Source organism: Shewanella sp. SM32 (genome assembly GCF_025654235.1).
In the GTDB taxonomy this organism is placed as follows: domain Bacteria; phylum Pseudomonadota; class Gammaproteobacteria; order Enterobacterales; family Shewanellaceae; genus Shewanella; species Shewanella oncorhynchi.
The window spans coordinates 1-26,214 of the sequence record NZ_JAKKRO010000047.1; the positions used below are offsets into that span (position 1 = coordinate 1).

The 26,214-nt window shown below is 45.1% G+C and carries 24 protein-coding genes; 14 read left to right on the top strand and 10 right to left on the bottom strand.

Features of this window, described 5'->3' with window-relative positions; translation table 11 throughout:
• Positions 1–562: 562 nt before the first annotated feature.
• The gene (locus tag L5M10_RS16975) at positions 563–1,762 is read left to right on the top strand and encodes a class I SAM-dependent methyltransferase (RefSeq protein WP_263255641.1); all 1,200 of its coding nucleotides are present in this window, start codon (positions 563–565) and stop codon (positions 1,760–1,762) included.
• Positions 1,763–1,787: 25 nt separating this feature from the next.
• Here the strand turns inward: L5M10_RS16975 and L5M10_RS16980 are convergent, their stop codons facing one another.
• From L5M10_RS16980 to L5M10_RS16995, 4 genes are all read right to left on the bottom strand, one after another.
• Positions 1,788–2,243, bottom strand: a complete 456-nt coding sequence (locus tag L5M10_RS16980; RefSeq protein ID WP_263255642.1) for an NUDIX hydrolase — start codon at positions 2,241–2,243, stop codon at positions 1,788–1,790.
• A 51-nt stretch (positions 2,244–2,294) separates the two neighbouring features.
• Entirely contained in the window at positions 2,295–3,173 is an 879-nt protein-coding gene (locus L5M10_RS16985) for a neutral zinc metallopeptidase (protein WP_263255643.1), read from the bottom strand.
• A 130-nt stretch (positions 3,174–3,303) separates the two neighbouring features.
• On the bottom strand, positions 3,304–3,729 hold the full coding sequence (locus L5M10_RS16990) for a hypothetical protein (RefSeq protein WP_263255644.1): 426 nt from the start codon (positions 3,727–3,729) through the stop codon (positions 3,304–3,306).
• Between the two features lie 11 nt (positions 3,730–3,740).
• Complete coding sequence (locus tag L5M10_RS16995) at positions 3,741–3,872, bottom strand: hypothetical protein (RefSeq protein WP_263255645.1); 132 nt, start codon at positions 3,870–3,872, stop codon at positions 3,741–3,743.
• A 367-nt stretch (positions 3,873–4,239) separates the two neighbouring features.
• Here L5M10_RS16995 and L5M10_RS17000 point away from each other — a divergent pair, with 367 nt between their 5' ends.
• From L5M10_RS17000 to L5M10_RS17020, 5 genes are all read left to right on the top strand, one after another.
• Entirely contained in the window at positions 4,240–5,736 is a 1,497-nt protein-coding gene (locus tag L5M10_RS17000; RefSeq protein WP_263255646.1) for a DUF853 domain-containing protein, read from the top strand.
• Between the two features lie 365 nt (positions 5,737–6,101).
• Positions 6,102–6,224, top strand: coding sequence for a hypothetical protein (locus L5M10_RS17005; RefSeq protein WP_105250371.1), 123 nt, complete (start codon positions 6,102–6,104; stop codon positions 6,222–6,224).
• Positions 6,225–6,503: 279 nt separating this feature from the next.
• Positions 6,504–7,460, top strand: a complete 957-nt coding sequence (locus L5M10_RS17010; protein ID WP_105250372.1) for a TAXI family TRAP transporter solute-binding subunit — start codon at positions 6,504–6,506, stop codon at positions 7,458–7,460.
• Between the two features lie 108 nt (positions 7,461–7,568).
• Positions 7,569–9,602 (top strand): TRAP transporter permease, encoded by a 2,034-nt coding sequence (locus L5M10_RS17015; protein WP_131524216.1) that lies wholly within the window; start codon positions 7,569–7,571, stop codon positions 9,600–9,602.
• A 45-nt stretch (positions 9,603–9,647) separates the two neighbouring features.
• Entirely contained in the window at positions 9,648–10,052 is a 405-nt protein-coding gene (locus L5M10_RS17020; RefSeq protein ID WP_263255647.1) for a DUF1850 domain-containing protein, read from the top strand.
• Here L5M10_RS17020 and L5M10_RS17025 read toward each other — a convergent pair.
• Entirely contained in the window at positions 10,049–10,768 is a 720-nt protein-coding gene (locus tag L5M10_RS17025) for a FadR/GntR family transcriptional regulator (RefSeq protein WP_219234794.1), read from the bottom strand. The two genes, L5M10_RS17020 and L5M10_RS17025, sit on opposite strands and share 4 nt — an antisense overlap.
• Before the next feature lie 279 nt (positions 10,769–11,047).
• Between L5M10_RS17025 and L5M10_RS17030 the strand changes: the two genes are divergently transcribed.
• From L5M10_RS17030 to L5M10_RS17040, 3 genes are all read left to right on the top strand, one after another.
• Positions 11,048–12,286, top strand: coding sequence for an OprD family porin (locus L5M10_RS17030; RefSeq protein WP_263255648.1), 1,239 nt, complete (start codon positions 11,048–11,050; stop codon positions 12,284–12,286).
• 650 nt (positions 12,287–12,936) lie between these two features.
• Positions 12,937–14,616: an FAD-binding protein gene (locus L5M10_RS17035; protein ID WP_219250989.1), complete on the top strand. Its 1,680-nt coding sequence runs from the start codon at positions 12,937–12,939 to the stop codon at positions 14,614–14,616.
• A 69-nt stretch (positions 14,617–14,685) separates the two neighbouring features.
• Positions 14,686–15,030: a cytochrome c3 family protein gene (locus L5M10_RS17040; protein ID WP_263255649.1), complete on the top strand. Its 345-nt coding sequence runs from the start codon at positions 14,686–14,688 to the stop codon at positions 15,028–15,030.
• A 124-nt stretch (positions 15,031–15,154) separates the two neighbouring features.
• On the opposite strand, the gene L5M10_RS17045 is transcribed toward L5M10_RS17040, so the two are convergent.
• A complete protein-coding gene (locus tag L5M10_RS17045) occupies positions 15,155–16,132 on the bottom strand; it encodes a diguanylate cyclase domain-containing protein (protein ID WP_263255650.1) in 978 nt (325 codons plus the stop codon).
• Positions 16,133–16,274: 142 nt separating this feature from the next.
• Positions 16,275–16,610 carry an FKBP-type peptidyl-prolyl cis-trans isomerase gene (locus tag L5M10_RS17050; protein ID WP_011845636.1) on the bottom strand — a complete coding sequence of 112 codons (336 nt, stop codon included), beginning with the start codon at positions 16,608–16,610 and terminating at the stop codon, positions 16,275–16,277.
• Positions 16,611–16,844: 234 nt separating this feature from the next.
• On the opposite strand from L5M10_RS17050, the gene trxC reads away from it, so the two are divergent.
• Complete coding sequence (trxC, locus tag L5M10_RS17055) at positions 16,845–17,267, top strand: thioredoxin TrxC (RefSeq protein WP_263255651.1); 423 nt, start codon at positions 16,845–16,847, stop codon at positions 17,265–17,267.
• 57 nt (positions 17,268–17,324) lie between these two features.
• Positions 17,325–17,759, top strand: coding sequence for a hypothetical protein (locus tag L5M10_RS17060; RefSeq protein WP_263198033.1), 435 nt, complete (start codon positions 17,325–17,327; stop codon positions 17,757–17,759).
• Positions 17,760–17,933: 174 nt separating this feature from the next.
• Here L5M10_RS17060 and L5M10_RS17065 read toward each other — a convergent pair whose 3' ends face one another.
• Positions 17,934–19,334 carry a DASS family sodium-coupled anion symporter gene (locus tag L5M10_RS17065; RefSeq protein WP_168827785.1) on the bottom strand — a complete coding sequence of 467 codons (1,401 nt, stop codon included), beginning with the start codon at positions 19,332–19,334 and terminating at the stop codon, positions 17,934–17,936.
• 611 nt (positions 19,335–19,945) lie between these two features.
• Here L5M10_RS17065 and L5M10_RS17070 point away from each other — a divergent pair.
• A complete protein-coding gene (locus tag L5M10_RS17070) occupies positions 19,946–21,112 on the top strand; it encodes an MFS transporter (protein ID WP_263255652.1) in 1,167 nt (388 codons plus the stop codon).
• Between the two features lie 261 nt (positions 21,113–21,373).
• Positions 21,374–22,075 (top strand): pseudouridine synthase, encoded by a 702-nt coding sequence (locus L5M10_RS17075; RefSeq protein WP_263255653.1) that lies wholly within the window; start codon positions 21,374–21,376, stop codon positions 22,073–22,075.
• Between the two features lie 163 nt (positions 22,076–22,238).
• On the opposite strand, the gene L5M10_RS17080 is transcribed toward L5M10_RS17075, so the two are convergent.
• Together L5M10_RS17080 and zntR are read right to left on the bottom strand one after the other, a co-directional pair.
• The gene (locus L5M10_RS17080; RefSeq protein WP_263255654.1) at positions 22,239–23,744 is read right to left on the bottom strand and encodes an SO_0444 family Cu/Zn efflux transporter; all 1,506 of its coding nucleotides are present in this window, start codon (positions 23,742–23,744) and stop codon (positions 22,239–22,241) included.
• Positions 23,745–23,746: 2 nt separating this feature from the next.
• A complete protein-coding gene (gene zntR, locus L5M10_RS17085; protein WP_263255655.1) occupies positions 23,747–24,247 on the bottom strand; it encodes a Zn(2+)-responsive transcriptional regulator in 501 nt (166 codons plus the stop codon).
• A 352-nt stretch (positions 24,248–24,599) separates the two neighbouring features.
• Here zntR and purH point away from each other — a divergent pair, with 352 nt between their 5' ends.
• The gene (purH, locus tag L5M10_RS17090; RefSeq protein ID WP_263255656.1) at positions 24,600–26,198 is read left to right on the top strand and encodes a bifunctional phosphoribosylaminoimidazolecarboxamide formyltransferase/IMP cyclohydrolase; all 1,599 of its coding nucleotides are present in this window, start codon (positions 24,600–24,602) and stop codon (positions 26,196–26,198) included.
• The last annotated feature ends 16 nt before the right edge of the window (positions 26,199–26,214 follow it).

A 26,214-nucleotide genomic window follows, 5' to 3' on the forward strand; every position in this document is an offset into this window, starting at 1 on the left:
AGTCAGACTGATCTACTAAAAACCTTAGCTCGCCATAGGCTCATAATGAAGCCGCAAGGATGATAAGGACAGTAGAAGCAGATATCCATCAGGGCCAGAGGCATACCTCAATAACAGGCCGAATATATGGGTGCAATGAACTCTTCTCAAAATTGATATCGAATGTCTTGCAAACCGGATGGGTCCATATATGGCGAGCTAGCTTTCGCAGGTGCAGGGACGCATCCTTCGGAAGCGATAGCAAATTTGGCAATGAGCCCAAGGGGCTTTCAACTCCGTTGGGGGCGTCATGGCTGATTGTTTATAAATAGGAAGGAGGATAGGACGAGCAGTCCTCCTTGGTCGGGTGTGGGGTGAAACCCCACGACTTTGACTTTGATTAAATAATTCAAACAAGAGTTGGGACTGTAACAGGAGTGGCTGTGCTTAACACGACTACCTGAAATAGATAGTAATGCATCGAAACTGAACCCTCCTTCTCGATGAGAATAACTTTAGGTAGCGGCGGATCGCGGTTAGAATACTCACCCTGTTTTTCTTGGTTACTTTTTCGGAAACAATCATGTCCCATTCAGCGCTTAATTCTTTTGATGATTTTTACCAGCTTTTGGCTGACAGCTTGGCGAAGAATAGTCTGATCAAACTATTGTTGAGTAAGTACCGAGGGGCAGATAAAAGCCTGCAGCGCATTACGATTCGACCGATCAGTTTGCAGAATGAACCTGTGCTATCGTTTGTGTATCAGCATCAGACGAATCACATCACAAAAAACCTGAGTTATGACGAAGGGTTAGCCAGCATAAAACTGTTACTCGGTAGCGATTTTAAGAGCGCCCACTTAGCCACGGCGCAGGCAGAAGTTCAGCTTGAGATCAGCAAAAAAGGCAAAGTCCAAATCAGCACACATAACGTTAAACAAACCGTAGCTGCGCCGTTAGAACATGACCGTGAGAAAAAACGTTTTGTGGATATCGAACGTCCCTTCCTGACCAAGCTAGGGGTGACGGACAGCCAACATAATCTTATTCCTGCGATGTCGCGTAAATGGAAGCAAATTAATAAGTTTATTGAGGTTTTTAGCCAAGCGCTCGAAGCCTCACCCCACAAGAATGATCAACCAATCAATGTGGTCGATTTTGGTTCAGGTAAAGGTTATCTCACCTTTGCAATCCATGATTACCTTCGCCACAGCCTTCACAATGATGCGCAGGTGACTGGGGTGGAATTACGCCAAGCCTTGGCCGATTTATGTAATGAAACGGCGGCAACGCTGGATCATCAAGGATTGTCGTTTGTCTGCGGCGATGTGAGAACCCACGCGCCTAAGCAAACCGATGTGATGATCGCCCTGCACGCCTGCGATATCGCCACTGACTATGCGATTCATTATGGTATCCGCGCCAATGCCGACATCATTATGTGTTCGCCTTGCTGCCATAAACAAATTCGCCCGCAGATGCACAGTCCAGAATTGTTTAAACCTATGCTGCAATATGGAGTGCACATGGGCCAACAGGCTGAAATGGTGACGGATTCATTACGTGCGCTATTTTTGGAAGCCAACGGTTATGCGACTAAGGTGTTTGAATTTATCAGCCTAGAACATACCAATAAAAATAAGATGATTTTGGCCGTTAAAAAGCCACAAAATAATCAGAAAGACAGCGCCGCAATCCTCGCGCAAATTGCTGAGATTAAAGCCTATTACGGGATCAAGGAACATTGCTTAGAAACCTTGCTCGCGCAAACCCAAGCCGATTAACGGCCGGCGGTTTGCCAGTAAAGCACTAAAACTTTGCACTCATGACAACCCCGTTGAAATTGAGGCAATCTTTAATTCTTTGCTGCTGAACTGCGCTAAGGGTGCCGATATCGTGGAAGGCAAACTCTGAATGTTCGTGGCTTAATTGGATTGGCAATGGCTCGGCTTCTACCCCATCTTTGGCCACCTCAGATCCATCAGGTCCCTCAGGCAATAGCAGTTCACAACGAAAAATAAAGGCTTGGGATTGATAGGTGCTGTGATAATACACGCCGCTCAAATAGTTAACCCGCACACTTAACCCCAATTCCTCTTGGCATTCGCGCACCAAGGCCTCGTGAATCGTTTCACCAGGCTCGAGTGCGCCACCGGGCAAACCCCAAGCAAAATTACTATAATTGGCCTTAAGCAACAGCACTTGTCCCTGCGCATTAGTGATAACCGCGTGGCTGCTCAATCTAAAGGTATCGTTAAAGGCCACTCAGTTATCCTTACATTTATATTCGGTACGTATTTGAGATATCAGACAAAATCACTTCGCTGCAAAGGTATTACAACTGGCGAGATTACCCGAATCAAACCCCGTCTTAAACCATTTCACCCGCTGCGCCGAACTGCCGTGGGTAAAAGCATCGGGCTGTACGGCGCGACCCGCCATCTGTTGCAGACGATCGTCACCCACAGCACTGGCGGCGGCAATGCCTTCCGCTAAATCGCCCGCTTCAAGTAAGTTAAGTTGTTGATTGACATAATGCCCCCAAATCCCTGCGTAGCAATCAGCCTGCAATTCAAGTGCGACACTCAATTGATTCGCCTGCACTTTACTGCCAGATTGCTGGGCTTGGCGCACCTTAGTGCTAGTGCCCAGCAGGTTTTGCACATGGTGGCCTACCTCGTGGGCAATCACATAGGCAAAGGCAAAATCACCGGGCGCGCCTAAGGTTTTAAGCTCATCAAGAAAGCTAAGATCGATATACACCTTGCTATCAGCAGGGCAATAGAAAGGCCCAGACTGCGCCTGTCCCATACCGCAGCCAGTGGAGGTCATATTGCGATAAAGCACTAACTTAGGCTCTCGATATTGCCCTTTGAGTAACTGGCCCCAAACGGTTTCTGTGGTGCCTAAAATGGCCGCCACAAACTGGGCATTTTCATCCTGTACCGCTGTTGTTGAGCTAGATTGAGATTGGCTAAGATTAGCTTGAGTGCTGGGGTCGAGTGACAGACCTCCGGTAAAATACTGAAAAGCAATATAAATGCCGCCGATGAGCAACACCACACGACCAAGTTTAGTTCTCAGTAAAAAGGGCAAGAACCTGAGTAACAAGGCACTCGGCACACCCGCAGATGCCATTTGCTGGCCGCGTCTGTCTTCGATATTGGAGCTTCTGTCAGTGTCACGCCAGCGCATCGCATTCCTTCACTCTGTAGTTAAAACTTTCATTAAACCGCTATTAAAGTCGCTTAGATGCACAACTCTGATTTCGTATTTGCACTCTAGCGCCTAGTGGTTAAAAGCCTAGTGATTAAGAGTCTAGTGATTATTTCGCCTGTGTATCACTTGCGGGCGCGTCTTTCAGTGAGCGTAAAAACAACCCTAAACCACCAAAGGCCAAAACGAGGATCACGATAAGTTCAAAGGCCGACATAGATTTAAAGTGGAATTGAATCGAGCTGATAACCCCTACAATCAAGGCCGTTAGCGAACCTAAACTCAGCAGCCAAGCTAACTTACTCTTAGCGTCAAAAAACACCATCACAATGCCGATAATAAACGGTAGCATCACCATGCCAGTGGTGATCGACATGCCTTGCCCAAAGGCATTCACTCGATATAAGCCATAGCCCAGTCCAAAACTAGAGCTCACTTGTATTGCATTGAACAATAAATAAAATCCGCCACACATCATGGCAAGGCCCATAAAAAATTGTCCCGTCCCGCCCTGTGTTCCGCCCGCACCTTTCATAGATATCCTTTCTACATTAACGATTTTTGAGTGGCTTGTTCTATGACCATTTTCAGCCGTTGATTTTCTTCTACTACTTTTACTTTTGCATACTGATAACGGCTTTTATCCGCCTCAGCAACACAGCGCTGTTTATCCCGCATAGGCTCATAAGATTCAACACAGGTTCTTGCACCACAGACTCATTCGGTGCAGGCAGATGTCTGCACAGTAAAGAACAAGAGCAGCATAATCAAAGGGAATTTCACCATCAAGCACGCCTCAGTGAATGACAAAAATAACACACCTTATTCATAGGTAACGCCCATATTGCCAATCACACATTTTTGCTAAGTGATATCAAGCTTATTCAGGCCCCATGTTGACATAAATTACGCTAAGGCCAACACTCAATGATGAATTTTTATACGCATGAACGACGACACTAAAGTGGATTAAATATACAGTGGCTAAAATAAGGATGCTGCAACGATTCCAATATAAGCCCTACCGTTAACATAAGGAATGCCTTTGAATACGCTATTAATAGGAAAAGGTGAACAACAGGTTCACTTAAATCTTAAGTATGCCAATCGCCATGGGTTAATTGCCGGTGCCACAGGGACAGGCAAAACCGTGTCGCTGATGAGTATTGCCGAAGGTTTTTCACGCCAAGGCGTGCCGGTTTTTATCACAGACGTTAAAGGCGACATCTCGGGTCTAGCGATGGCGGGGACCCCAAGTGAAAAGCTGTTACAAAGGGCAACTCAAATTGGCATTGAGGATTATCACAACGAAGCCAATCCTGTAGTGTTATGGGATTTAGCGGGCGTTCAAGGCCACCCGCTGCGTACCACCATCAGCGAAATGGGCCCGACCTTACTCGGCCGAATTTTAGAATTAAATGACACCCAGAGCGGTATTTTAGACATAGTCTTTCAACTGGCGGACGACCAAGGGTTATTACTGCTCGACTTAGATGATCTGCGGGCCATGCTGGCCTTAGTTGCCGAGGAACGCAAAGAAATCTCCGCCAAATATGGTTTAATCAGCGCCCAATCCCTCGCAGCAATTCAACGCTCGGTACTAGGATTAGAGCGCGATGGTGGCAAAGACTTTTTTGGTGAACCCGCGTTACAGCTTGAAGATTTAATGCGCACAAATTTACAAGGGCGCGGCATTATCAATTTATTAGCAGCGAACAAACTGATTTTAACTCCCCGTTTATATTCAAGTTTTTTACTATGGCTACTCTCAGAATTATTTGAGAATCAGCCCGAAGTCGGCGATCCCGAAAAACCTAAGCTAGTGTTTTTTATCGATGAGGCGCATTTACTCTTTGAGGGTTGCCCACCGAGTCTATTAAAACGCGTCGAACAGATCATGCGCCTAATTCGCTCAAAAGGCGTAGGCGTTTATTTTTGCTCGCAATTTCCTGATGATGTCCCAAACGAAATTCTCGGACAATTAGGCAATCGTATTCAACATGCCCTGCGAGCTTACACGCCAAGGGATCAAAAGGCGGTCAAAACCGCCGCAGAAACCTTTGTGCCTAACCCCAAACTGGTTGTTAGCGACGTCATATCCCAGCTCGCTGTAGGTGAAGCCTTAGTGTCTATGTTAGCCGACAAAGGCGTGCCAACTATGGTCGAGCGCGCGCTCATCGCACCGCCACGTTGCCGCATGGGACCCGCCACAAGTGAGGAGTTACAACAAGTCCGTGCCCAAAGCCCGATTGGAGGTAAATACGATCAGTTAATCAACCGCGAATCGGCCTACGAACGCCTTAACCAAAGACGAGTTGGTAACGCCACCAGCGACACCACATCCACAGCAAGTGATGTGCAAACGGATCAAAAAGCTGAGGAACAAGGTTGGTTCAGTGAACTTATTTTTGGTAATAAGCGCCGCCAAGGGTTAGCGGAAACCTTGTCAAAACAAGCGGCACGCACGGTTGGAAGCCAATTAGGTAAACAAATTTTGCGCGGTATATTAGGTGGAATGTTAGGTAAATCGAGCCGACGTTAGGCATATGGTACTTAGTTAAGCCTCCAATTAGGGCCCACTAAAACCACAAACAATGACGAAAATAGAGGTACTGTGTCCTTGTTCGCATATTTCTTATACAGGTTAACGCTAACATTAGCATTAATTATTCTAAGTGATAGATGGATCATGGTACGGAATTCGGTGATAAGATTATTTTGCTGTAATCGCTCATTGAGGCAAATAAATTCACAGATAATTATCAATGATTTTAGATATTTGTAATTTAAAATGTTGTAATTCGAGATAAAAATTTCGCTTCAATCAGGACGTCATGGAATAGGTTCAATTAAGTACGGCTTACATGATTAGCCTGATGAATAACCAAAGAGTACATGGAGTTTTATATGAGTAAAGAGCAAAAAAACCGTAAAGAATCGAAGAAACAACCGCTGATGTCTCCTAAAGAGAAAAGAGCAGCAAAACATGCGAAAAACGCAACTAAAGGTTTCTTAGATAACACTAAATAGTGTCTTGTTATTAGGAGGTTTGTCATCTAATAACACAAATAGGGTTAACTTAGGTTAGCCCTTTTTATTGCCCGCTGCATTGAACCAACCAAGTTTTACCTCACAATACAACCTTGCTCAAAACAGTCTCAGATCTCAGTTTTGTGATACAAAAGTAGCAGCTATCGACTATAGCCTAATTGACCTTTTTCAGGTTTTATGTAGTTATATTGAGCTGATTACGGTATTTACCGCTCGAAAGACCCTACATAACACTATAAAAAATAAGGATATTTCATAATGAAAATCAAAAAACGTTTTGTCGCCGTCGGCGCAGCAGTGACCCTCACACTCAGTGCTGCTGCTATGGCTGCTGCCCCCGCCTTTATCAACATTCTCACAGGCGGCACCAGTGGTGTGTATTACCCTATTGGCGTTGCACTGTCGCAACTCTACGGCACAGGAATCGAAGGTTCAAAAACCTCAGTTCAAGCAACTAAAGCCTCAGTAGAAAACCTCAATTTATTGCAAGCGGGTCGTGGTGAATTAGCGTTCGCTTTAGGTGATTCAGTCGCAGCAGCATATCAAGGTGATATTGATGCAGGCTTTAAAACGCCGCTGGATAAAATCCGAGTACTTGCCTCGGCTTATCCTAACTACATTCAAATCGTCGCCAATAAAGAGTCTGGCATTAAAACCTTGGCCGATTTAAAGGGAAAACGCATCTCAGTGGGTGCCCCTAAATCAGGGACAGAACTCAATGCCAGATCGATTTTCAAGGCTGCGGGACTAAGTTACGAAGACATGGGGAAAGTCGAGTTTTTACCCTATGCCGAATCCGTTGAGCTAATCAAAAATCGTCAATTAGACGCCACGTTACAATCTTCCGGTCTCGGCATGGCTGCTATCCGTGACTTAGCTGCGACTATGGCAATCAACTTTGTTGAAATTCCAGAAGATGTGATCGCTAAGATTAACAATCCCGCCTATCAACATGGCGTGATCCCAGCATCGACCTATGAAGGCCAAACCACCGACGTTTCTACCGTCGCCATTCAAAATTTACTGGTGACTCAAAGCGGTGTATCGGATGATTTAGCCTATCAGATGACAAAACTCATGTTCGAGCACTTAGACCGACTCGGTAACGCGCACTCCGCCGCGAAGACCATCAGCGTAGATAAAGCGACGAAAAATCTGCCAATACCACTGCACCCAGGTGCAGAACGTTATTACAAAGAAGTTGGTGCACTCTAAGTTTTACTGATATCTGTGCATCCTATTCCAAACTAAGCAATTGAGATGCCGTTAAATAACGGCATCTCGTTTATATCATCTCTGTAGTCTAATGCTGTGAGGCATAATATGAGTGATCCCCAACAAGGTCTCAGCGCAAATACTGGCGATTGGCCCAAGGCTCTATTTTATACAGCCTTAATTTTTTCTATTTTTCAAATCATCACTGCCGCTTTTCATCCCGTCTCGACTCAAGTACTGCGTGCCACCCATGTGGGCTTTTTACTGTTAGTGGTTTTTTTAAGTTATCCCGCTAGAGGAAAATCTCAGCCTTGGCAGCCACTCGCTTGGCTACTCGGTCTAGCTGGCATGGCCACAGCGGCTTATCAGTGGTATTTCGAAGCCGACTTAATTCAACGTTCAGGCGATCTGACCGATGCGGATATAGTGATAGGTATCACTTTGATCGTATTAGTGTTTGAAGCAGCGCGCCGAGTCATGGGCTGGGCGCTACCTATCATCTGTAGCATCTTTTTGATGTATGGCTTATTTGGCCAATATTTACCCGGTGACTTAATGCACCGCGGCTATGGATTCGATCAGATCATCAATCAATTAGCCTTCGGTACCGAAGGGCTATACGGCACACCAACCTATGTGTCGGCGACGTATATATTCCTGTTTATTCTCTTCGGCTCCTTTTTAGAACAAGCCGGAATGATCCGTTTATTTACCGACTTTGCCATGGGATTATTTGGCCACAAGCTCGGCGGTCCTGCAAAAGTTGCAGTAGTGTCATCGGCATTGATGGGGACGATTACAGGATCAGGTGTTGCCAACGTGGTCACAACGGGCCAATTTACCATTCCACTCATGAAACGATTCGGTTATCGCCCAGCCTTCGCCGGCGGGGTAGAGGCAACATCGAGTATGGGCAGCCAAATCATGCCGCCGATCATGGGTGCAGTGGCTTTTATCATGGCCGAAACCATTAACGTCCCCTTTATCGAGATAGCCAAAGCGGCATTGATCCCTGCGCTACTTTATTTCTGCTCCGTATTTTGGATGGTGCATTTAGAAGCCAAACGCGCCAATCTCTGTGGCCTGCCTAAAGATCAGTGCCCGAATCCATGGGCGGCAATTAAAGAGCGTTGGTATCTCCTTATCCCTTTGTTTATTTTAGTCTACTTGCTGTTTTCGGGTAGAACGCCGCTGTTCTCAGGCATGGTAGGACTCGCCCTCACATCGATAGTAATTTTAGGCTCAGCCATAGTACTGCGGCTTTCCTCAATGGCAATGCGCATTGCCTTTTGGATTGCCCTTGGCATCCTTTGCGCTGGCTTCTTCCAACTCGGGATCGGGGTCGTATTTGGGGTTATCGCCTTATTAGTCGCCATTTGTTGGTTTATTAAAGGCGGCAGAGATACTCTCACCATCTGCTTGCATGCACTGGTAGAAGGCGCCCGTCATGCCGTGCCTGTGGGTATCGCCTGTGCTTTAGTCGGTGTGATTATCGGCATAGTGTCACTGACAGGAATTGCCTCGACCTTCGCGAGCTATATTCTTGCCGTTGGCCAAGATAACTTGTTCTTATCACTCGTGTTAACTATGGTCACTTGCCTAGTACTCGGCATGGGGATCCCCACAATCCCTAACTACATTATTACTAGCTCGATTGCCGCTCCCGCATTACTCGACCTCGGTGTGCCACTGATTGTGTCGCATATGTTTGTATTTTATTTCGGCATCATGGCCGATCTCACCCCTCCCGTTGCCTTAGCCTGTTTTGCCGCGGCGCCAATCGCTAAGGAATCAGGCCTTAAGATCAGCCTTTGGGCAATCCGTATCGCCATTGCAGGTTTTGTGATCCCCTTTATGGCGGTTTACGATCCCGCTTTGATGCTTCAAGGTGATAGCTGGTTAGCCACTGGGTTTGTCTTGCTAAAAGCGACTGTGGGTATTGGTATTTGGGGCGTCATCTTTACCGGATATCTATTACAAAAACTCTACTGGTGGGAACGCGTTATCGGCTTCCTTGCAGGTGCTAGCTTAATTCTTGCTACGCCGTTGAGTGATGAAATTGGCTTTGGGCTCGCGCTGCTATTTATCGTGCAACACAGCTGGCGAGCACGCAAACTTAAACGTCTCGCAGAGCAAGGATAAGCTCTTGAGATTATTGGTCGTTAATCAGTCTTTGAAGGTAAACAGATGCTAGGCCTGTGTTTAGGCCTAGCTGGCATACTGTGGGCCCAAGTGCCCACAGACAACTTCACCTTGGCATGGAACCATAGCATAGAAAAAATTCGCTGGGAGGAAGACTATAACGTCACCCCACAAGGATTAGTGTTGGTCGAAGCAAGAGTGAAAGGTACGGGTGCAGGAATGGAAATCCCAGATGATGCCTATCTTAAAAATGGCAGCTGGCATTATCAGCCCAAGCTGCCCATTTTACCTGTGTTGCGCTTAGGTCGCACGCCCGAAGCAGGGGATTTTGAACTTTGCTTCACTCAAATCTCAGGAAAAGTGCAATGCCAAGCCATGAGTCATTGGATTGGCGTACCCAACAAACAAACAGCCGCGGTTGAACTTTGGGGTTGCGGCTCTTTGCCTTAAGCGTGTTTATCCATATATTTACGCTCAATTTCTATTAGGCGCTGATTAAAATCCTCAAGGTGTGCAAACATTTCAGCCTCAGCTTTCGCCCCATCTTTTGCGATAACCGCTTCGACAATGACATCATGCAAGCCTAAAGGATGAATTTCATCAGTCGGTGGCTGAAACTTAGTCGTTTGATTACTTAATAAAACCAACAAGGATTTTACGATCGCTTCTAAAAAGCGATTTCCAGACATTTCAGCGAGCAAATAATGTACTTGAGATCGCAATATGACAGTTTCGGGATAAGCCAATGAGTCACTTTCATGACTATTCGCCTCTTGCAAAGCTTTAGCTTGCTCTGGAGTGCAATTTTTAGCAGCCATTCTAGCCACTTGCGGTTCAATCAGCATGCGTGCTTGACACAGTTCAGGAAGGGAAAGTTTCCCCATTAGAAATAAATCTTGGCAAGCATCACTTAAACGTTCAAAGGTTAAGTGCTTAACAAATGCGCCACCTGTTGCACCTTGGCGAATCTCCACTAATCCACCCGCTTCGAGGCTTTTGATCGCCTCTCTCACCACAGTGCGACTAACTTGAAATAATTCTATTAATTCGCGCTCAGAGGGTAATTTATCGCCAGCCTTATATTCGCCATCTAAAATAGCATTTTTCAGTTGCTGCCCGACTTCACTCGATGCTCTTATCTGCTTAATTGGCTTGAAGATATGCACTTGATTATCCCAAATATGCTTAGTGTCGCCATACTAGCATAAAACCGCATTAACGCAGAAAAAGTACTCTCATCTTTCCTACATTAGTGATTAAAAAACATTCACATTTGTTGATCCAAGTAACATCTGTGCGAATTTCGTAACTAGTTTCTCATATTCATCCTAACTTCGTTGTCGACATTAGTCATACGTCATACATTTAACCTAAGAATGTTAAACATAATTTCTTTAACTAGCTCAGACAATTCTGATCAGGGCTTACTAATAATAGGGAAGATGATGATGAAAAAATCTTATTTATCTTTGCTTGTGCTATCTACGCTAGCGATTCCTGCTACAGCAGATACCAGCATTGATCAAATGTTTAGCCAAGGTACGTTAAAAGGGGAATTACGCTTATTCGATTTTACCCGTGACTTTGATAATACGACGAACACTAAACACGATACGTCATTTGGCGGACTGTTTTATTACAATACCGCAAAAGTGAATGGCCTCAGTTTTGGGACCAGCTTCGCATCTGCAAATCCCATTTGGACCAATGATTCAGATGATGTCTACGGCCTAGTTGCTCGCGATGCCGCAGGCGACCATGACAACGTCAACCGTTTACAGGAGTATTTTGTCCAAGGTAATTGGTGGGATACTCAATTCAAATTAGGTGCACAAGAACTGCGCACACCAATGATGAATCCCCATGACATTCGTGCGATCCCACGAACTTTTCGCGGCTTTTCAGCAGAAAATAAGAGTGTTGACAATCTAACGTTATCAGCACTCTATATTACAGATTCCATGGGGTGGTCTGACAATAGCTTCGTATCCGTAAAAGAGGCGGTACAAAGCGAATTAGCAAGAGCGGGTATTGTGGCAGATGTTGCCGATAACCCAGTTTATGCCCTAGGTGCTAAATATCAATTGCCCTTTAAGACAGTCCAAACTGAAGCCCATCTTTGGCACTACAGCATGGAAGATGTTTTCAATCAAACCTATGCCAAAGTGAAATTAGCCGCTGATGTTGGTCCAACGAATTTGTACTTAACACCTTCCTATTTAACTCAACAGGCAATAGGTGATGAAACCGGCGGCCCACTCGATACCTATCAATATGGCTTCCATCTTGGCGCCAAATTGGCGGGGGCAGATCTCACTTATATGTACGCCAAAACCGGGGATGACACAGTGCTGACCCCATGGGGCGATGAAAAAGTGGTCATTCAACAGGTATATCAATCTGCACGGGCGAATGAAGAGGTCAACGCGTTAAAGCTGGCCTATGACTTTGAAAAATTAGGGGCGAGTGGATTAGAAGCCTATGCCTTTTATGGGCAGTACGATGTGCCAGAGGGGACTGCGTCAGATTTTAATGAAACAAACTTTTCAATCGCCTATAAATTTTCAGGCATGTTATCAGGCCTAGGTCTTAAGGCGCGTTATGCCATGGTCGATTTTGATCAAACTGAAGATCTTGACGATCTCCGTTTATATGTCACTTATAAATTTGTTTTAGGTAAATAGTCACAAATACAACTCCCCTGCACCAAACTTAATGCGGGTGTATCACGCCTTGTTGGATACACCCGGTTTTTACACTGCAAAATGCTCAATCCATTTAAATGTTGCGGTGAATGCGTTGACTTAATTATTGAGATCAAAAATGGAAAAATAATTTCTTAATTATTCCAGCCATGGCTATTTCATGTGTCTTATTTAGCGGATGCGGAAATAACGATGACTCTAACGCCTCATTACCACAATTAACTCCCGTAAACCTAGAACACTAAATATATGTAGTGAAATAGCTTAACAACACATATTTTATTTTGATCACTGTATTTAAGAAATACATCTTCCTCAAAAAATTCACTGCATTATTTAATAAAGAAAGTCCTACATTAGCTTGTTTCAAAAAGAATAATCATATTAACAGCTCAAAACTCCAGCATTTTGTGAAGCACTGCAAAGATGTAATTAATACCTCTTTTGGTTTATTGTAATATGTCATACATTTAAACGTATGTTGTTAATGAATGAGAATTTAATCACTTTCACACAACTGCACTTCTAGTTTTTAAAGCAAACAAATCACATGCGGTTATGGCCAGATCCATTGTCATTGCTAACGATGTCATATCGACCTTAGCAATGAGGACCCAAGGAGTATCAAAATGAGTAAAGAGCATTCACAGAAACCGAAAGAAATCGATCAATACACTGCTAGCGTGCTTCAGAATGGTATATCTCGAAGAAGTTTCCTAACTCGAGCTGCAGTGGGAAGTGGTGGCTTAGCCTTTGCAAGTCTTGGTATTGCTTCAGCGAGTGCGGCACCACTTCAAGTTGGCACTGAATATGGCGAAATTGGCGGCGCAACGCTCAATTTTCTACCTAAGCCAAAACCTATTGCTGATAAAGATATTGCAACAACCCAAACCTTTGATGTTGTCGTCGTCGGTGCTGGAGCTTCTGGTGTGCCTGCGGCTCTATCAGCCAGAGAAAGTGGTGCTACCGTTGCGTGTTTACAAAAGCAAGCTATCCCTGTCTCTCAAGGAAACACTGGTTCAGGAATTGACCTGAAAAACAGTGATAAATCAGCAATTGAAGCTTTAGTTAGCCGTTTAATGGCGGATAACGCGCACCGTTCACATCCCGGTCTTCTTAAGCAATGGGCTTACAATTCAGGTGAAGCTGTCACTTGGGTTATCGATAGAGTGAAACAAGGTGGCGGCCAGATTGTTGACCAAGGTACCAAAGTGCAGCACGGTATTCGCGGAATTGCTGATACTGATGACCGTTTAAATTTTATCACTTCTTTCTGCGGCCCTAAACCCTACACCACGGGTGATGCTATGCGCGCATTAGCTAAAACAGCGGAAAAAGCAGGCGTTAAGTTTTTCTTTAATACTCCTGCGCAACAATTAATCCAGGATGAGTCAGGAAAAGTCATCGGCGTCATTGCTCAAACTCGTGATGGTAAATACCACAAATACATGGCGAAGAAAGGTGTCATTCTGTCCTCTGGCGACTATCAAAATAACAAAGCCATGTGTGACTTCTTCATCCCCGAATTAAAAAACTTTGAACGTAAACAAATGGATCGTACCGGTGACGGTTTTGCTATGGCCTATTGGGCTGGCGGCGTTATTGAACCTGTTGGACATACCAAAATGTTGCACGACTTCGATGCCGGCCCAGCATCCATGTGTGACATGCCATTCTTAGCGGTAAACCGTAAAGGTGAGCGCTTTGTGAATGAGAAGGTTGAGATGTCTCTAATGAATAACTACTTGAAAGATGAGCAGAATGCAGGGCATTACTCTCAAGTATTTGATTCTGACTATATGACGCAAGCGAAGGATTGGCCTGGCCACCTCTATTCTCCTGAAGAGCTTAAAGTTTACATGCCTGAAGTTCCTGGTGAGAAAACAGGAGTATTTCCCTCTTTGATCAACACCCATTCAGCTAACACATTAGAAGAATTGGCTGTGAAGTTAGAGTGCGATCCAAAAACCTTTGTTGCCAGCGTTAACCGTTATAACGAGCTGTGCAAAAAAGGTAAAGATGAGGACTTCGGTAAACCTAAAAGCAAAATGGTACCAGTGCTCAAACCACCGTTTTACGGTATTCACCGTCGTATGCGTATTTCTACTTTATGTTCAGGAATTCTCGTTAACGACAACCACCAAGTACTTGATGCCGATGGTAAGGAAATTCCAGGTTTATTCATTGTTGGTAACTTAGGAGCAGGTTTCTATGGTGGCGTTGACTACCCATTAACGGTATTTGGCTTGTCTTTAGGTCGCTGCTACACCTTCGGCTATTTAGCGGGCAAATATGTAGCAAAACTATAGAACACATAGTCATCAATAATGGATGCCTCACATTTTGGCATCCTGTGAAATGAATAATGGGATCAAACAATGAAAAACTTAACAATTATATTGGCTATTATTTTGGGTATTTTCGCTGGCAGCGCGTTCGCTAAAGAGAGTACTTTACTCGATCAAACTCATATGGCGAAAGGGCTTAAATGTGCAAGCTGCCATGGTGCAGAAGAACGACAAGCCGTCCCTATGCTCAAGTGTGTACAATGCCACAACAGTAAGAAATTAGCGGAAAAAACGGCGGATGTAAAACCAACCAATCCTCATAAAAATCGCCACTTCGACACAGAAACTGATTGCAGTAAGTGCCACCATGTACACAAAAAATCTGAAAACTATTGTGTCAGTTGCCATCAACCATTTAATTTTGTAACTCCATAAGCTGATGACACTAAGCTTAAAAAGCTAAAAACAAAAAACCACCATTAAAGGTGGTTTTTTGTTCGAATAAGGCACTGTAATCAAATATAAATTAAGTATTACTAAGATCTGCAGGCTTGGATCATTATTCCGACGACTGATAAAAACAATATCCATGCTTTCCTTGGTGTTTCACGCGATACATGGCGGCATCCGCGCGATCACAACTCTCGGCAAAACTATCACCATAGCCAAATATATCAATACCGATACTCAGGCCTACCTCTACTTCACAACCTTCTAGCAGGAATTTATCTCGATAAACATCGAGCAATGATTGTGCGAGTGCCCCTAAAGATTCACGCTCAAATGACGGCAGTAATATCACAAACTCGTCCCCCCCTAACCGTGCGATCTGCGCGAATTCACCGGCGTGAAATACTAAAGTATGCGCAACGTGCATCAACAGGCTGTCACCAAACTTATGGCCGTGACGGTCATTTAACGCTTTAAAACCATCAAGGTCGATAAAAAATAACGCACCGTGAATACCTGATTGCGAGGATTCATCGAATACTTTGGCAATAGCTTGGCGATTCATTAAGTTGGTGAGTGGATCACTGTGGGCTAAGCGGGCTAAATCTATTTCGTAACGCTTTTCTTGAGTAATATCGATATGGCTGCCCATCATTCGCAGTGGTGTTCCATCAGCTAAGCGCTCGACAATACGCCCACGATCGGACACCCAGGTTATGCTGCCATCTTTGTGTAGCATTCTGTGAACTGCTTGATAGTAATCGGCTTGACCATTCACATGATCTTCAAAGGCTTTTATCACCCATTCTTTATCTTCGGGGTGTAATTTACTTTTCCAGATATCAACATGGGCAGCAAACTCTTCAGGACTAAACCCGAGCATTTCACCCCAGCGCATGTTAAATATGGTTAAATTTCCGCTTGGAATATGCTGTTCCCATAGACATAAACCATTACCATCGAGGGCCGCAAAGAGTTTTTCTTCGGCACGATAATTCAACGCTGCTAAATGAGCGTTTTCACTTTTTAGCTGAGCGATCTCAGCCTGAAGTTGCGCAATTAACTCTGCTGCAGTATCCGAAGCCACGACAAATCTCTTTCCATTAAGTGGGAAAATTGAGTCCAGTGTAAATCACCCTATGCCGAAGCAACATAGTGAAGAGTGCAAGATGAGCCAGAATCATATTGGCTCAATCGAGCTTACACAGACTCTCGCAGTCCTGTCACGCTTAGTCGCGAGTCAGCACTTCGAGCAATTCGATCTCAAAGGTGAGATCAGAATTTGGTTTGATATGTGCCCCCACTTGGCGCTCGCCATAAGCTAAGTGAGCAGGGACTAACAACTTACGTTTGCCACCGACTTTCATCCCCATAATACCTTGATCCCAGCCTTTAATAACTCGGCCAGTACCAATTACACATTGAAACGCTTGACCACGATCATAGGATGAATCGAATTGGGTACCATCCTGTAAAAAACCACGGTACTGGGTAGTGATCAGTGCGCCTTTTACCGCTTCTTTTCCTTCGCCCACTTGCAGATCGATTACTTCTAATTCAGTCATATCTTCATTCTCTTTTCTTGTTCGCACTTAGGGCGTGATATTCAACTTTGCGCAGGATTTTATCACCGACGAGCGGGCTTGTCGGCGCAATCTAAACATTTCTGCAGCTCGGTTCACTGCTTAATCCTTAATAATAAGGTCATCATGGGCGATAACATCATCACTCGCCCTTTAAATTACTGTCGGTTAGCCCAATATATAAGTCGTATAAACGTTTTATTTTGGAGCTTTGCCATGATTATTGCCTGCCCCCATTGCGATACGTTAAACCGCGTTCCCGATGAGCGTTTAAACCAACAACCCACTTGCGGTAAATGTAAGCTCAGTGTCTTTACGGCTGCGCCAATTGAACTCAATAGCACAAACTTTGCCAACCATGCCAATAAATCAGAGCTTCCCCTTGTCGTCGACTTTTGGGCCAGCTGGTGTGGGCCCTGTAAAAGTTTTGCGCCCATATTTTCTGCAGCAGCTAAGACATGGGAGCCTCTATTTCGCTTCGGTAAAATCAATACTGAAGAACAGCAAGCCCTCGCGGCTCAATTTAATATTCGATCTATTCCAACCTTAATGATTTTTAAACAAGGCCACATACTCGCCCAGCAAGCCGGAGCTTTGCCCTCCTCAGCGTTAAACCAATGGTTAAATGCCTATAAATAAGAGGATTGAGCTAAGATACAAACGCTCAGCCGAGCTAATTTGTAAAGGTAACGAAATTTGAAAAAAGCAATGTTCTTACTGGGCGCAGTGCTCTTGCTAGTGGTGACAGGATGGGGTTTACAACAACATCTCACAATTGATACTTGTATCGACAAGGGAGGGACTTGGAACGATGAAACTCAGCAATGCATTCGCCCATTCGAGCAAGGGATAGCCTTTACTCGCAGTGATCATAATTCTGCCGAGCCGCAGACAGCTTATGTTTATCTTTCAGAAAATTTACAGCAAGCAGAAGTGTTTTTTGCCATGACAGATAAGCCTATTATTTTACAAGCCGTTACTGTCACTGAAGGCGATACCGCTCCCGTATTATATAAAAATGACATTGAACAGATTGATATCATCAACGTAAAAGAAATCTTTTATCTACGTTATCAACATCAAGCAATTTATAGCGCAAATACTTTTAGTCGCAACTTAACCTCAAATTAAGTGCAAAACATAAGCATAGAGTAAGCTTCGAAACACTAAGCCTGACACTAAGCCCAAAAACTCGGTACGACGACTCTGCTAGGAAAAATGCGTATCCGCCCTATGCTCTTCATAAGGCGAATACTATTATAGCGGCAACGTTGAAACACAAAGTTGCCATGAACTATATCAGTATTAAATATCCCAGAAGGTATGGGCGATAATACCCAAGACTATCATACTGATAAAGTTGATGATCATACCCACTCGCACCATTTCCGATTGCTTGATATGGCCAGAACCATAAACAATAGCATTGGGCGGTGTCGCCACCGGCAGCATAAAGGCGCAAGAAGCTGCAATACCAATCAGTACAGATAACATTACAGGTGATATGCCTAATGCCTCAGCAATCGCAGCAAATACAGGCACTAGCAGTGCAGCGCTGGCGGTGTTACTGGCAAATTCAGTCAACATCACCACAAAAGCAATCACAGCAAAGACGAACAACGACATGTGAGTGCTACCGAAAATATCTGTCATCCAGTGAGCTAAAAATACGCTGGTGCCAGTCGTTTTTAGTACTGCGCTCAGTGTTAAACCGCCACCAAACAATATGAGTACGCCCCAATCTGTGGTCGATTCAATTTTCTTCCAGCCGACCAAACCTAAGCCCGAGAGTAAAACGACGGCCCCTAAGGCGACTATGGTATCAAACTGAGTGATGCCACCTAATGCCTTAGCTAACGGTACACTGAAAATCCAGCAACATACGGTAGTCAGGAAGATAAGCAGAGTAAATTTCCCCTGAAATGTCAGCTTCTGAGCTTCAACATTCACATCGAATTTGGCAGAAAGATCAGGCTTAAAATACCAATACAAGGCAATCAACATCATAGGTAACATGAGGATAACGGTTGGAATACCAAACTTCAGCCAATCACTAAAACTTAAGCCCACTTGAGCCGCAGCAATCGCATTCGGTGGGCTACCCACTAAAGTACCGATACCGCCGATGTTGGCTGAATAGGCAATACCGAGCAGAAGGAATACATAGGTGCTGTGGTATTTTTCGCGGTCGAGCTGCTGCAAAATCCCGAGTGCCAATGGCAACATCATCGCCGTGGTCGCGGTATTGCTGATCCACATCGATAGCAGCGCAGTTACTCCAAACAGCATCAAACAGGCAATACTGAGTTTACCCTTAGAGGCTAGCAGCAGCTTTTGCGCTATTAGGGTATCAATCTTTTGATGGTGCAAGGCCGCAGCCAATACGAAACCACCAAAGAATAAGTAAATGATGGGATTAGCAAAGTTACTCATCGCCTCCTTGGTTTCAAACACCCCAAAGAATACGGCGAGTATAGGAACGAGAATCGCAGTGATACTGATGTGAATCGCTTCGGTCAGCCAAAGAATCGCGGCAAAGAACAAAATGGCCAGCCCAGTATTCACCCCTTGTTCGAAGGGTAAACCGTAATAAAGTGCAAATAACAGCACAATATCAGCCACTAGGATCAGCATTTTTTTCTTATCGAGCCCCTCGCTGACGGGAGCTTTATTGGGTGGAGCAGTACTTGAATCTGTTAAAGACATGGTTACAACCTTAATACCATTTTATTTTGACGCAAATTTAGGGCATAGATCACACTTGGCAAAGCGGTTTATTTTGTAATTTTATCACTTGGCAACAACATTTATTGCTGAGCTAGCACGCACAAACGGCCGATTAGCGACAATAATCACCAAATTCTGATCGACACCTTTGTTTTAAAATTTCAAACGGACAAAGATCGAACAAAACCTTGCCCACGTTGTAATTTTATTAATGTTTAAAACTGAGATATAGATCACGCCACACTTTCTACCAAGGTGATAATCAACTAATTAATCATACCTTCTGATCATTGGTAGGATTAGGTATTATTCCCCAAATTTGGCACAAAATTGAATGTGTGTAGCGCTAAATCGAATCTAGGTATCGTTGAATGTGCACTAAAACTGCGACGCAGTGAACAGCAAGCGACCAACACAAACGTATTGCAACAAGGCAACATAGAAAACCCAATATCTACATGAATAGTAAACACAAATATTATTCACCACCACAGTCAATCTAACTCACTTTACCCTGTCAGCGATCCAGCCTAAAGTCGCGACCGCAACCCCGCCCGCTGTATAATATTTGTCTGTTTTCGGAACCGCCCGTGGAAAAAATAGCCTTAACTCAGTCGGCTCAAAAGCCCAGCCTTTTCGTCCCCGTAGCAGGGTTAAGTTTGTTTGCTTTGGCATCAGGCTACTTGATGAGCTTAATCCCACTGTCGCTCACTTTTTTCGAACTCAGCACCTCACTTGCTCCATTACTGGCCAGTATTTTTTATTTAGGTTTATTACTGGGGGCGCCTTGTATTGCTCCTGTTGTTACCCGTATCGGCCACAGTAAAGCCTTTATCCTTTTTTTGAATATCCTTCTTTGCAGCGTTGTCGCTATGATATTAATCCCCAAAAGTGGAGTCTGGTTAGCCTCTCGACTTATAGCGGGATTTGCGGTTGCAGGAATTTTTGTGGTAGTTGAATCATGGCTATTAATGGCCGATACCCAAAAGCAACGCGCTAAGCGGCTTGGACTTTATATGACAGCGCTTTATGGAGGCACTGCCTTAGGACAATTAGCCATAGATTATTTAGGTACAAAGGGCAACCTACCTTACCTAGTGGTCATGGGATTATTAGCCGCGGCAAGTTTACCCGCGCTACTGGTAAAACGCGGTCAACCTCAGGTAAGCGAACAACAATCAATGTCATTGTCTGCGCTAAAAAACCTAAGTCAGCCTGCCATTATGGGATGTTTAGTCTCTGGATTATTGCTTGGCCCTATCTATGGTTTACTTCCCATCTATGTAGCACTGGATATGGGGCTTGATCAGCAAACAGGACAATTTATGGCCCTCATCATAGTGGGTGGCATGCTAGTACAACCTTTAGTCAGTTATTTATCTCCTCGAGTTAACAAAAGTGGCTTGATAGTAAGCTTTTGCCTACTGGGTGTCGCAGCATTATTGCTACTCACTCAGCATTCAAATATGACACTGATTATTGGATTTCTCTTGCTTGGCGCCAGCGCTTTTGCCCTTTACCCGATTGCAATCAGCTTAGCTTGTGACGACTTGCCTGCTAGCCAAATTGTTTCAGCGACTCAAGTGATGCTGCTGAGCTATTCGGTGGGGTCAGTGATAGGCCCATTAGTGGCCAGCAGTTTTGGCCAAACGGAGTTCGGCTTACTCATGTATTTAGGCATATGTTGTATTCTGAGCAGTATTTACATTTTTGCTCAATTACTTATTAACACTAAGCCAAGTTTTTCCTCGCCTTAACAAGTCCCATAAAATACATTGCACTGCGACTCAATAATCAGCCACTTAATGAACGATATGCTCATCGAGTGGCTCAAATAGAAAACATCTGCGGTCAAATCAATACAAAACGAACAGCAAAATGATCCACAAAGGTCATAACGTTAAAAATCAGTACGCTTAGTTTTAACATTCAGACAGGGCAGTTGCTTATCCTCCCTAAGTCGCGATAATGCAGCTTACTTAAACACCTGTGCTGACTGTTTTTCCTGAGATTTCACTATGCGCCTCGATAAATTCCTCTGTAAAAGCACAGATCTTGATCGCAAAGCCGCAAGAGTCACCATTCTTAACGGCTCAATCACAGTCAATGGCGCTATCGTGACAGACTGCGCAATGCAAGTGCATGAAAATAATACTGTCAGCCTTAATGGAAAGCCGCTAGCGCCACGCCCATCTCGCTATATCATGTTGCACAAACCTGCTAATACCTTATGCTCAAATGTGGATGGAGCCTACCCTTCGCTATTTCATCTGCTCGATATCGATCGCGCATTTGACCTGCACATCGTTGGCCGTCTAGATGCTGATACCACAGGCTTAGTGCTACTGACTGACGATGGCCGCTGGTCGTTTAATATTATCTCGCCTCAATATCAGTGCGAAAAAATCTATCGTGTCCAACTGCGAGATCCACTCAACAGCGAAGCGACTGCAGCCATAGCCGCAAAGTTTGCCGCAGGGCTAAATCTACAGGGCGAAACCGCCCTCACTCTGCCAGCAACACTGCAGCAAGTGGATGAAAAAACCGTGCTACTCACGCTCACCGAAGGCAAGTTTCATCAAGTCAAAAGGATGTTTGCCGCCGTGGGCAATAAAGTGGTTGCCCTACACAGGGCGCAAATTGGCGCAGTGGCCTTAGATATCGATGTAGGGAAATGGCGCAACTTAACCTTGGCGGAGATAAGCTCCTTCACATCCTAATTGATTAACAAGGCTGAAGCAGACAGGCAGCCTACGTTTATCGACGTTAAAAAAGCAAACAAATACTGATAGGTTTGCAATTCAATCCCATAAAAAATCCCAGTGTTAGCAACAACACTGGGATGTTTATTTGTTTAATACTGCTTGGTGGAATATGAATCGACTAAGAACAGCAATCGTTGCGGCGAACCCAGCTTCTTGGGATCTTCTCAAAAACCACTTTTGCCATGAGTAATGCCAGCAATATGCCAGAGGTTGCCACTAACCATTGAGGTAACATTTGGTGCTCTTCACCAATTTGTGGCATCACCACAAAACCAAAGCTATTAACCAGATAATTGACCAACATACCGGCCACTAAGGCCACGCCAATCACACCGCCAAGGTAGCCCCACAGCGCACGTTTACCTAGCTCTTTAGCCACTATGCCTAAAGTCGCGATATTGGTTGCCGGACCTGCCATCATAAACACGAGTACAGCACCCGGTGACACTCCCGCCAGTAATAATCCAGCGGCAATCGGTGTCGATGCGGTCGCGCAAATATACATAGGCACAGAAACGAGCACCATCACTAGCATAGCCAGAATGCCATCGCCCCATTTAGCTAAAAAGTCAGCCGGCACATAGGTTTGTACCAAAGCTGCGAAAAATAAGCCCACTAGCAGCCACAGCGTAGTATCACGCACTAAATCCGTTGCCGCATATTTAAGACCAATTCCAACACGACTGAGTACCGATTGCGACTTAAACTCAGTCGCCATATCTTGAGTAGACGCACAGCAGCTATCGCCTGCAGTGTTAGCACTAACCTGCTCAGCATCCTTAGCACTGCCACCACAGCAAGCGCCTTTTTTCACCACCACTATTTTTTCAGGCTCTGTGGTTTGACGGCCACAACATGACCCCACGCTTTCTGCTTTCGCAGCGTTAACCTTAATCACAGAACCCATAGTTTGAACAGATCCCATGGTTTGACCGCCAACAGCCATAACACTTGAAGGACCCGCCATTAAGCTCGGCGCCGCCATAGGCGTCATTTTGATCTTCGGCTTTGGCTCGGCTGCAGGAGCATCAACACCGTCATTACCACAGCAGGAAGACTTTACGGGCGTTATCGTAGGCGTAGTCGATGAGCAGCAGCTTTTAACCGCTTCGGCTTTTACCATCTCTGGCTGAGCCACTGATTTTGAGGCACAGCAAGACGCCACTGACTCCTCACCCTCTAATGGCTTATCTGATTGAGTATCTACCTTAACCACTGACTTGCCATCGTCATCATCGCGACCAACGAGTAAGCCCGCCACTATCGCACTGGTAATGGCCGCAATCGGTCTAATGATTGCCATAAAGGGACCAAGTAACACATAAGAAACCGCGATGGAATCGACGCCCGTTTCAGGGGTTGAGACTAAAAAGGAGGTGGTGGCCGCTTTAGATGCACCAGAACGGCGCAATCCTACCGCCGCAGGAATAACGCCACAAGAACACAAAGGTAAAGGTGCGCCAAGCAGCGCCGCTTTCACTACGGTTTTAAAACCGTGACTACCGAGCTGCTTTTGCATCCACGCCATTGGCACGAATACTTTTAATAACCCAGCTAAAATCAGGCCCAGTAACAACCAAGGCGCCGAGTCTAAAAACAGATCTATAAAATTCTTCAGTAACATAATTAATTCCCTGACTCTTCATAAATGGCTTTGCCGTGATTATTCTGGTGCGCTTGGTACTTATTTACATTATGAGAGTGATGCTCAACGCGTACCCGCTCAGTGCTAGACTCCAACGCCTCTAAAATAGAACAATGTTCGGCGCTACGTGGCCCACCACAGCAAGCATCAGACAAGCTTTGTAAACTCGCTTGAAAATGATTCAGCTCAGCAATTTTGGCCTGTACTTGAGCCAATTTACAATCAACCATGCCTTTTACATCGGCACAGACTCGGTTAGATTTATCGAGTTCAATTGACAGCAATTCACTGATTTCATTGAGGGTAAAACCCACAGCTTTCGCCCGTAAAATAAAGCGTAATCGCGCAGCATCGGCCTCGGTATATACTCGATAACCAGACTCAGTACGGCTCGACGGCGCGAGTAGGCCGTGCTTCTCGTAGAATCTTAACGTGTCGGCTTTCACCTCACATAAATCCGCCAATTCACCAATACGATACATGTCTTCATCCTTTGCGAAATAGCCCACAACTCAGGGATCATTTCCAACATACAACTCAATAATGCAAGTATAAACCTTGGAGCCTACTCCAAGGTCAAGAGGTAATTTTAACTTTACTGAAAGCCAACATGGCAATGCCGCTTTGTTCTGATATGAATATTGTGAAATCACGCAGAAAAAACACCCGTAAATCGAGTTTTACGCTAGAATACGCGCGCTGTGACGAAGGGATAAAAAGTTAGCTAATAAAGTAAAAATAGGACCAAGGGACTTTTGGAAAGCGGTGCAGCGCTAAAGCTGTTCTGTTTTCCGAAAGATCCTTGAAACTAAAATAACTGGACCCTGTACCCAAATGACTGCAGCAAATAATGCCAGACCCATTCGTCGCGCGCTGTTAAGCGTTTCAGATAAAACCGGAATTCTCGAGTTCGCCAAAGCACTTCACGCCCAAGGTGTAGAATTGTTATCAACTGGCGGCACCGCTCGCTTGTTAGCGGATAACGGCGTGCCTGTTATCGAAGTATCTGATTACACAGGACACCCTGAGATCATGGACGGTCGTGTTAAGACGCTGCACCCTAAAGTGCACGGCGGCATTTTAGCGCGCCGCGGTCTTGATGAAAGCGTGATGGCCGATAACAATATCAATGCCATCGATCTAGTTGCGGTTAACCTTTATCCCTTCGCTGAAACTGTGGCTAAAGCCGGTTGTACCTTAGAAGACGCTATCGAAAATATCGATATTGGCGGCCCAACTATGGTGCGCGCGGCGGCAAAAAACCACAAAGACGTTACCATAGTCGTTAATGCGACCGATTACTCACGCGTACTGGCAGAAATGACGGCTAACAATGGCAGCACGACCCATGCGACGCGTTTCGATTTAGCGATTGCGGCCTTTGAGCACACTGCGGGTTATGATGGCATGATCGCCAACTACTTCGGTACTATGGTTCCTGCACACAGCACGGACGAATGCTTTGCTGATTCAAAATTCCCACGCACTTTCAACACCCAATTAGTGAAGAAACAAGACTTACGCTATGGCGAAAACAGCCATCAAGCAGCGGCTTTCTATGTTGACACTAAAATTGATGAAGCTTCTGTGGCTACCGCGATTCAGTTGCAAGGCAAAGCCTTGTCTTACAACAACATTGCCGATACCGACGCCGCCCTTGAGTGCGTAAAAGAATTCAACGAGCCAGCCTGTGTTATCGTTAAACACGCTAACCCCTGTGGTGTGGCCTTAGGTAAAGACTTACTCGATGCCTATAACCGCGCTTATCAAACTGACCCAACCTCAGCCTTCGGTGGCATTATCGCCTTCAACGGCGAATTAGATGCTGCGACGGCGAGTGCGATCGTTGAGCGTCAATTCGTTGAAGTGATTATCGCCCCAAGCGTCAGCCAAGCGGCGCGCGATGTGGTTGCGAAAAAGACCAACGTGCGTTTATTAGAATGTGGTCAGTGGAATACTAAGACCCAAACCTTAGACTACAAACGTGTTAACGGCGGCTTACTGGTGCAAGATCGCGATCAAGGTATGGTCGGTTTAGAAGACATCAAAGTGGTTTCTAAACGTCAACCTACTGCAAGCGAACTGAAAGACTTAATGTTCTGCTGGAAAGTGGCGAAGTTCGTTAAATCTAACGCCATCGTTTATGCCAAAGACGGCATGACTATCGGTGTCGGCGCAGGCCAAATGAGCCGCGTTTACAGCGCGAAAATCGCTGGCATCAAGGCCGCCGATGAAGGCTTAGAAGTGGTGAACTCTGTAATGGCATCCGATGCTTTCTTCCCCTTCCGTGACGGTATCGATGCCGCAGCGGCTGCGGGCATTAGCTGCATCATCCAACCGGGTGGCTCAATGCGCGATGCTGAAATCATCGCAGCAGCAGACGAGCACGGCATGGCCATGGTGATGACAGGCATGCGCCACTTCCGTCATTGATAACAACTTAAATCAA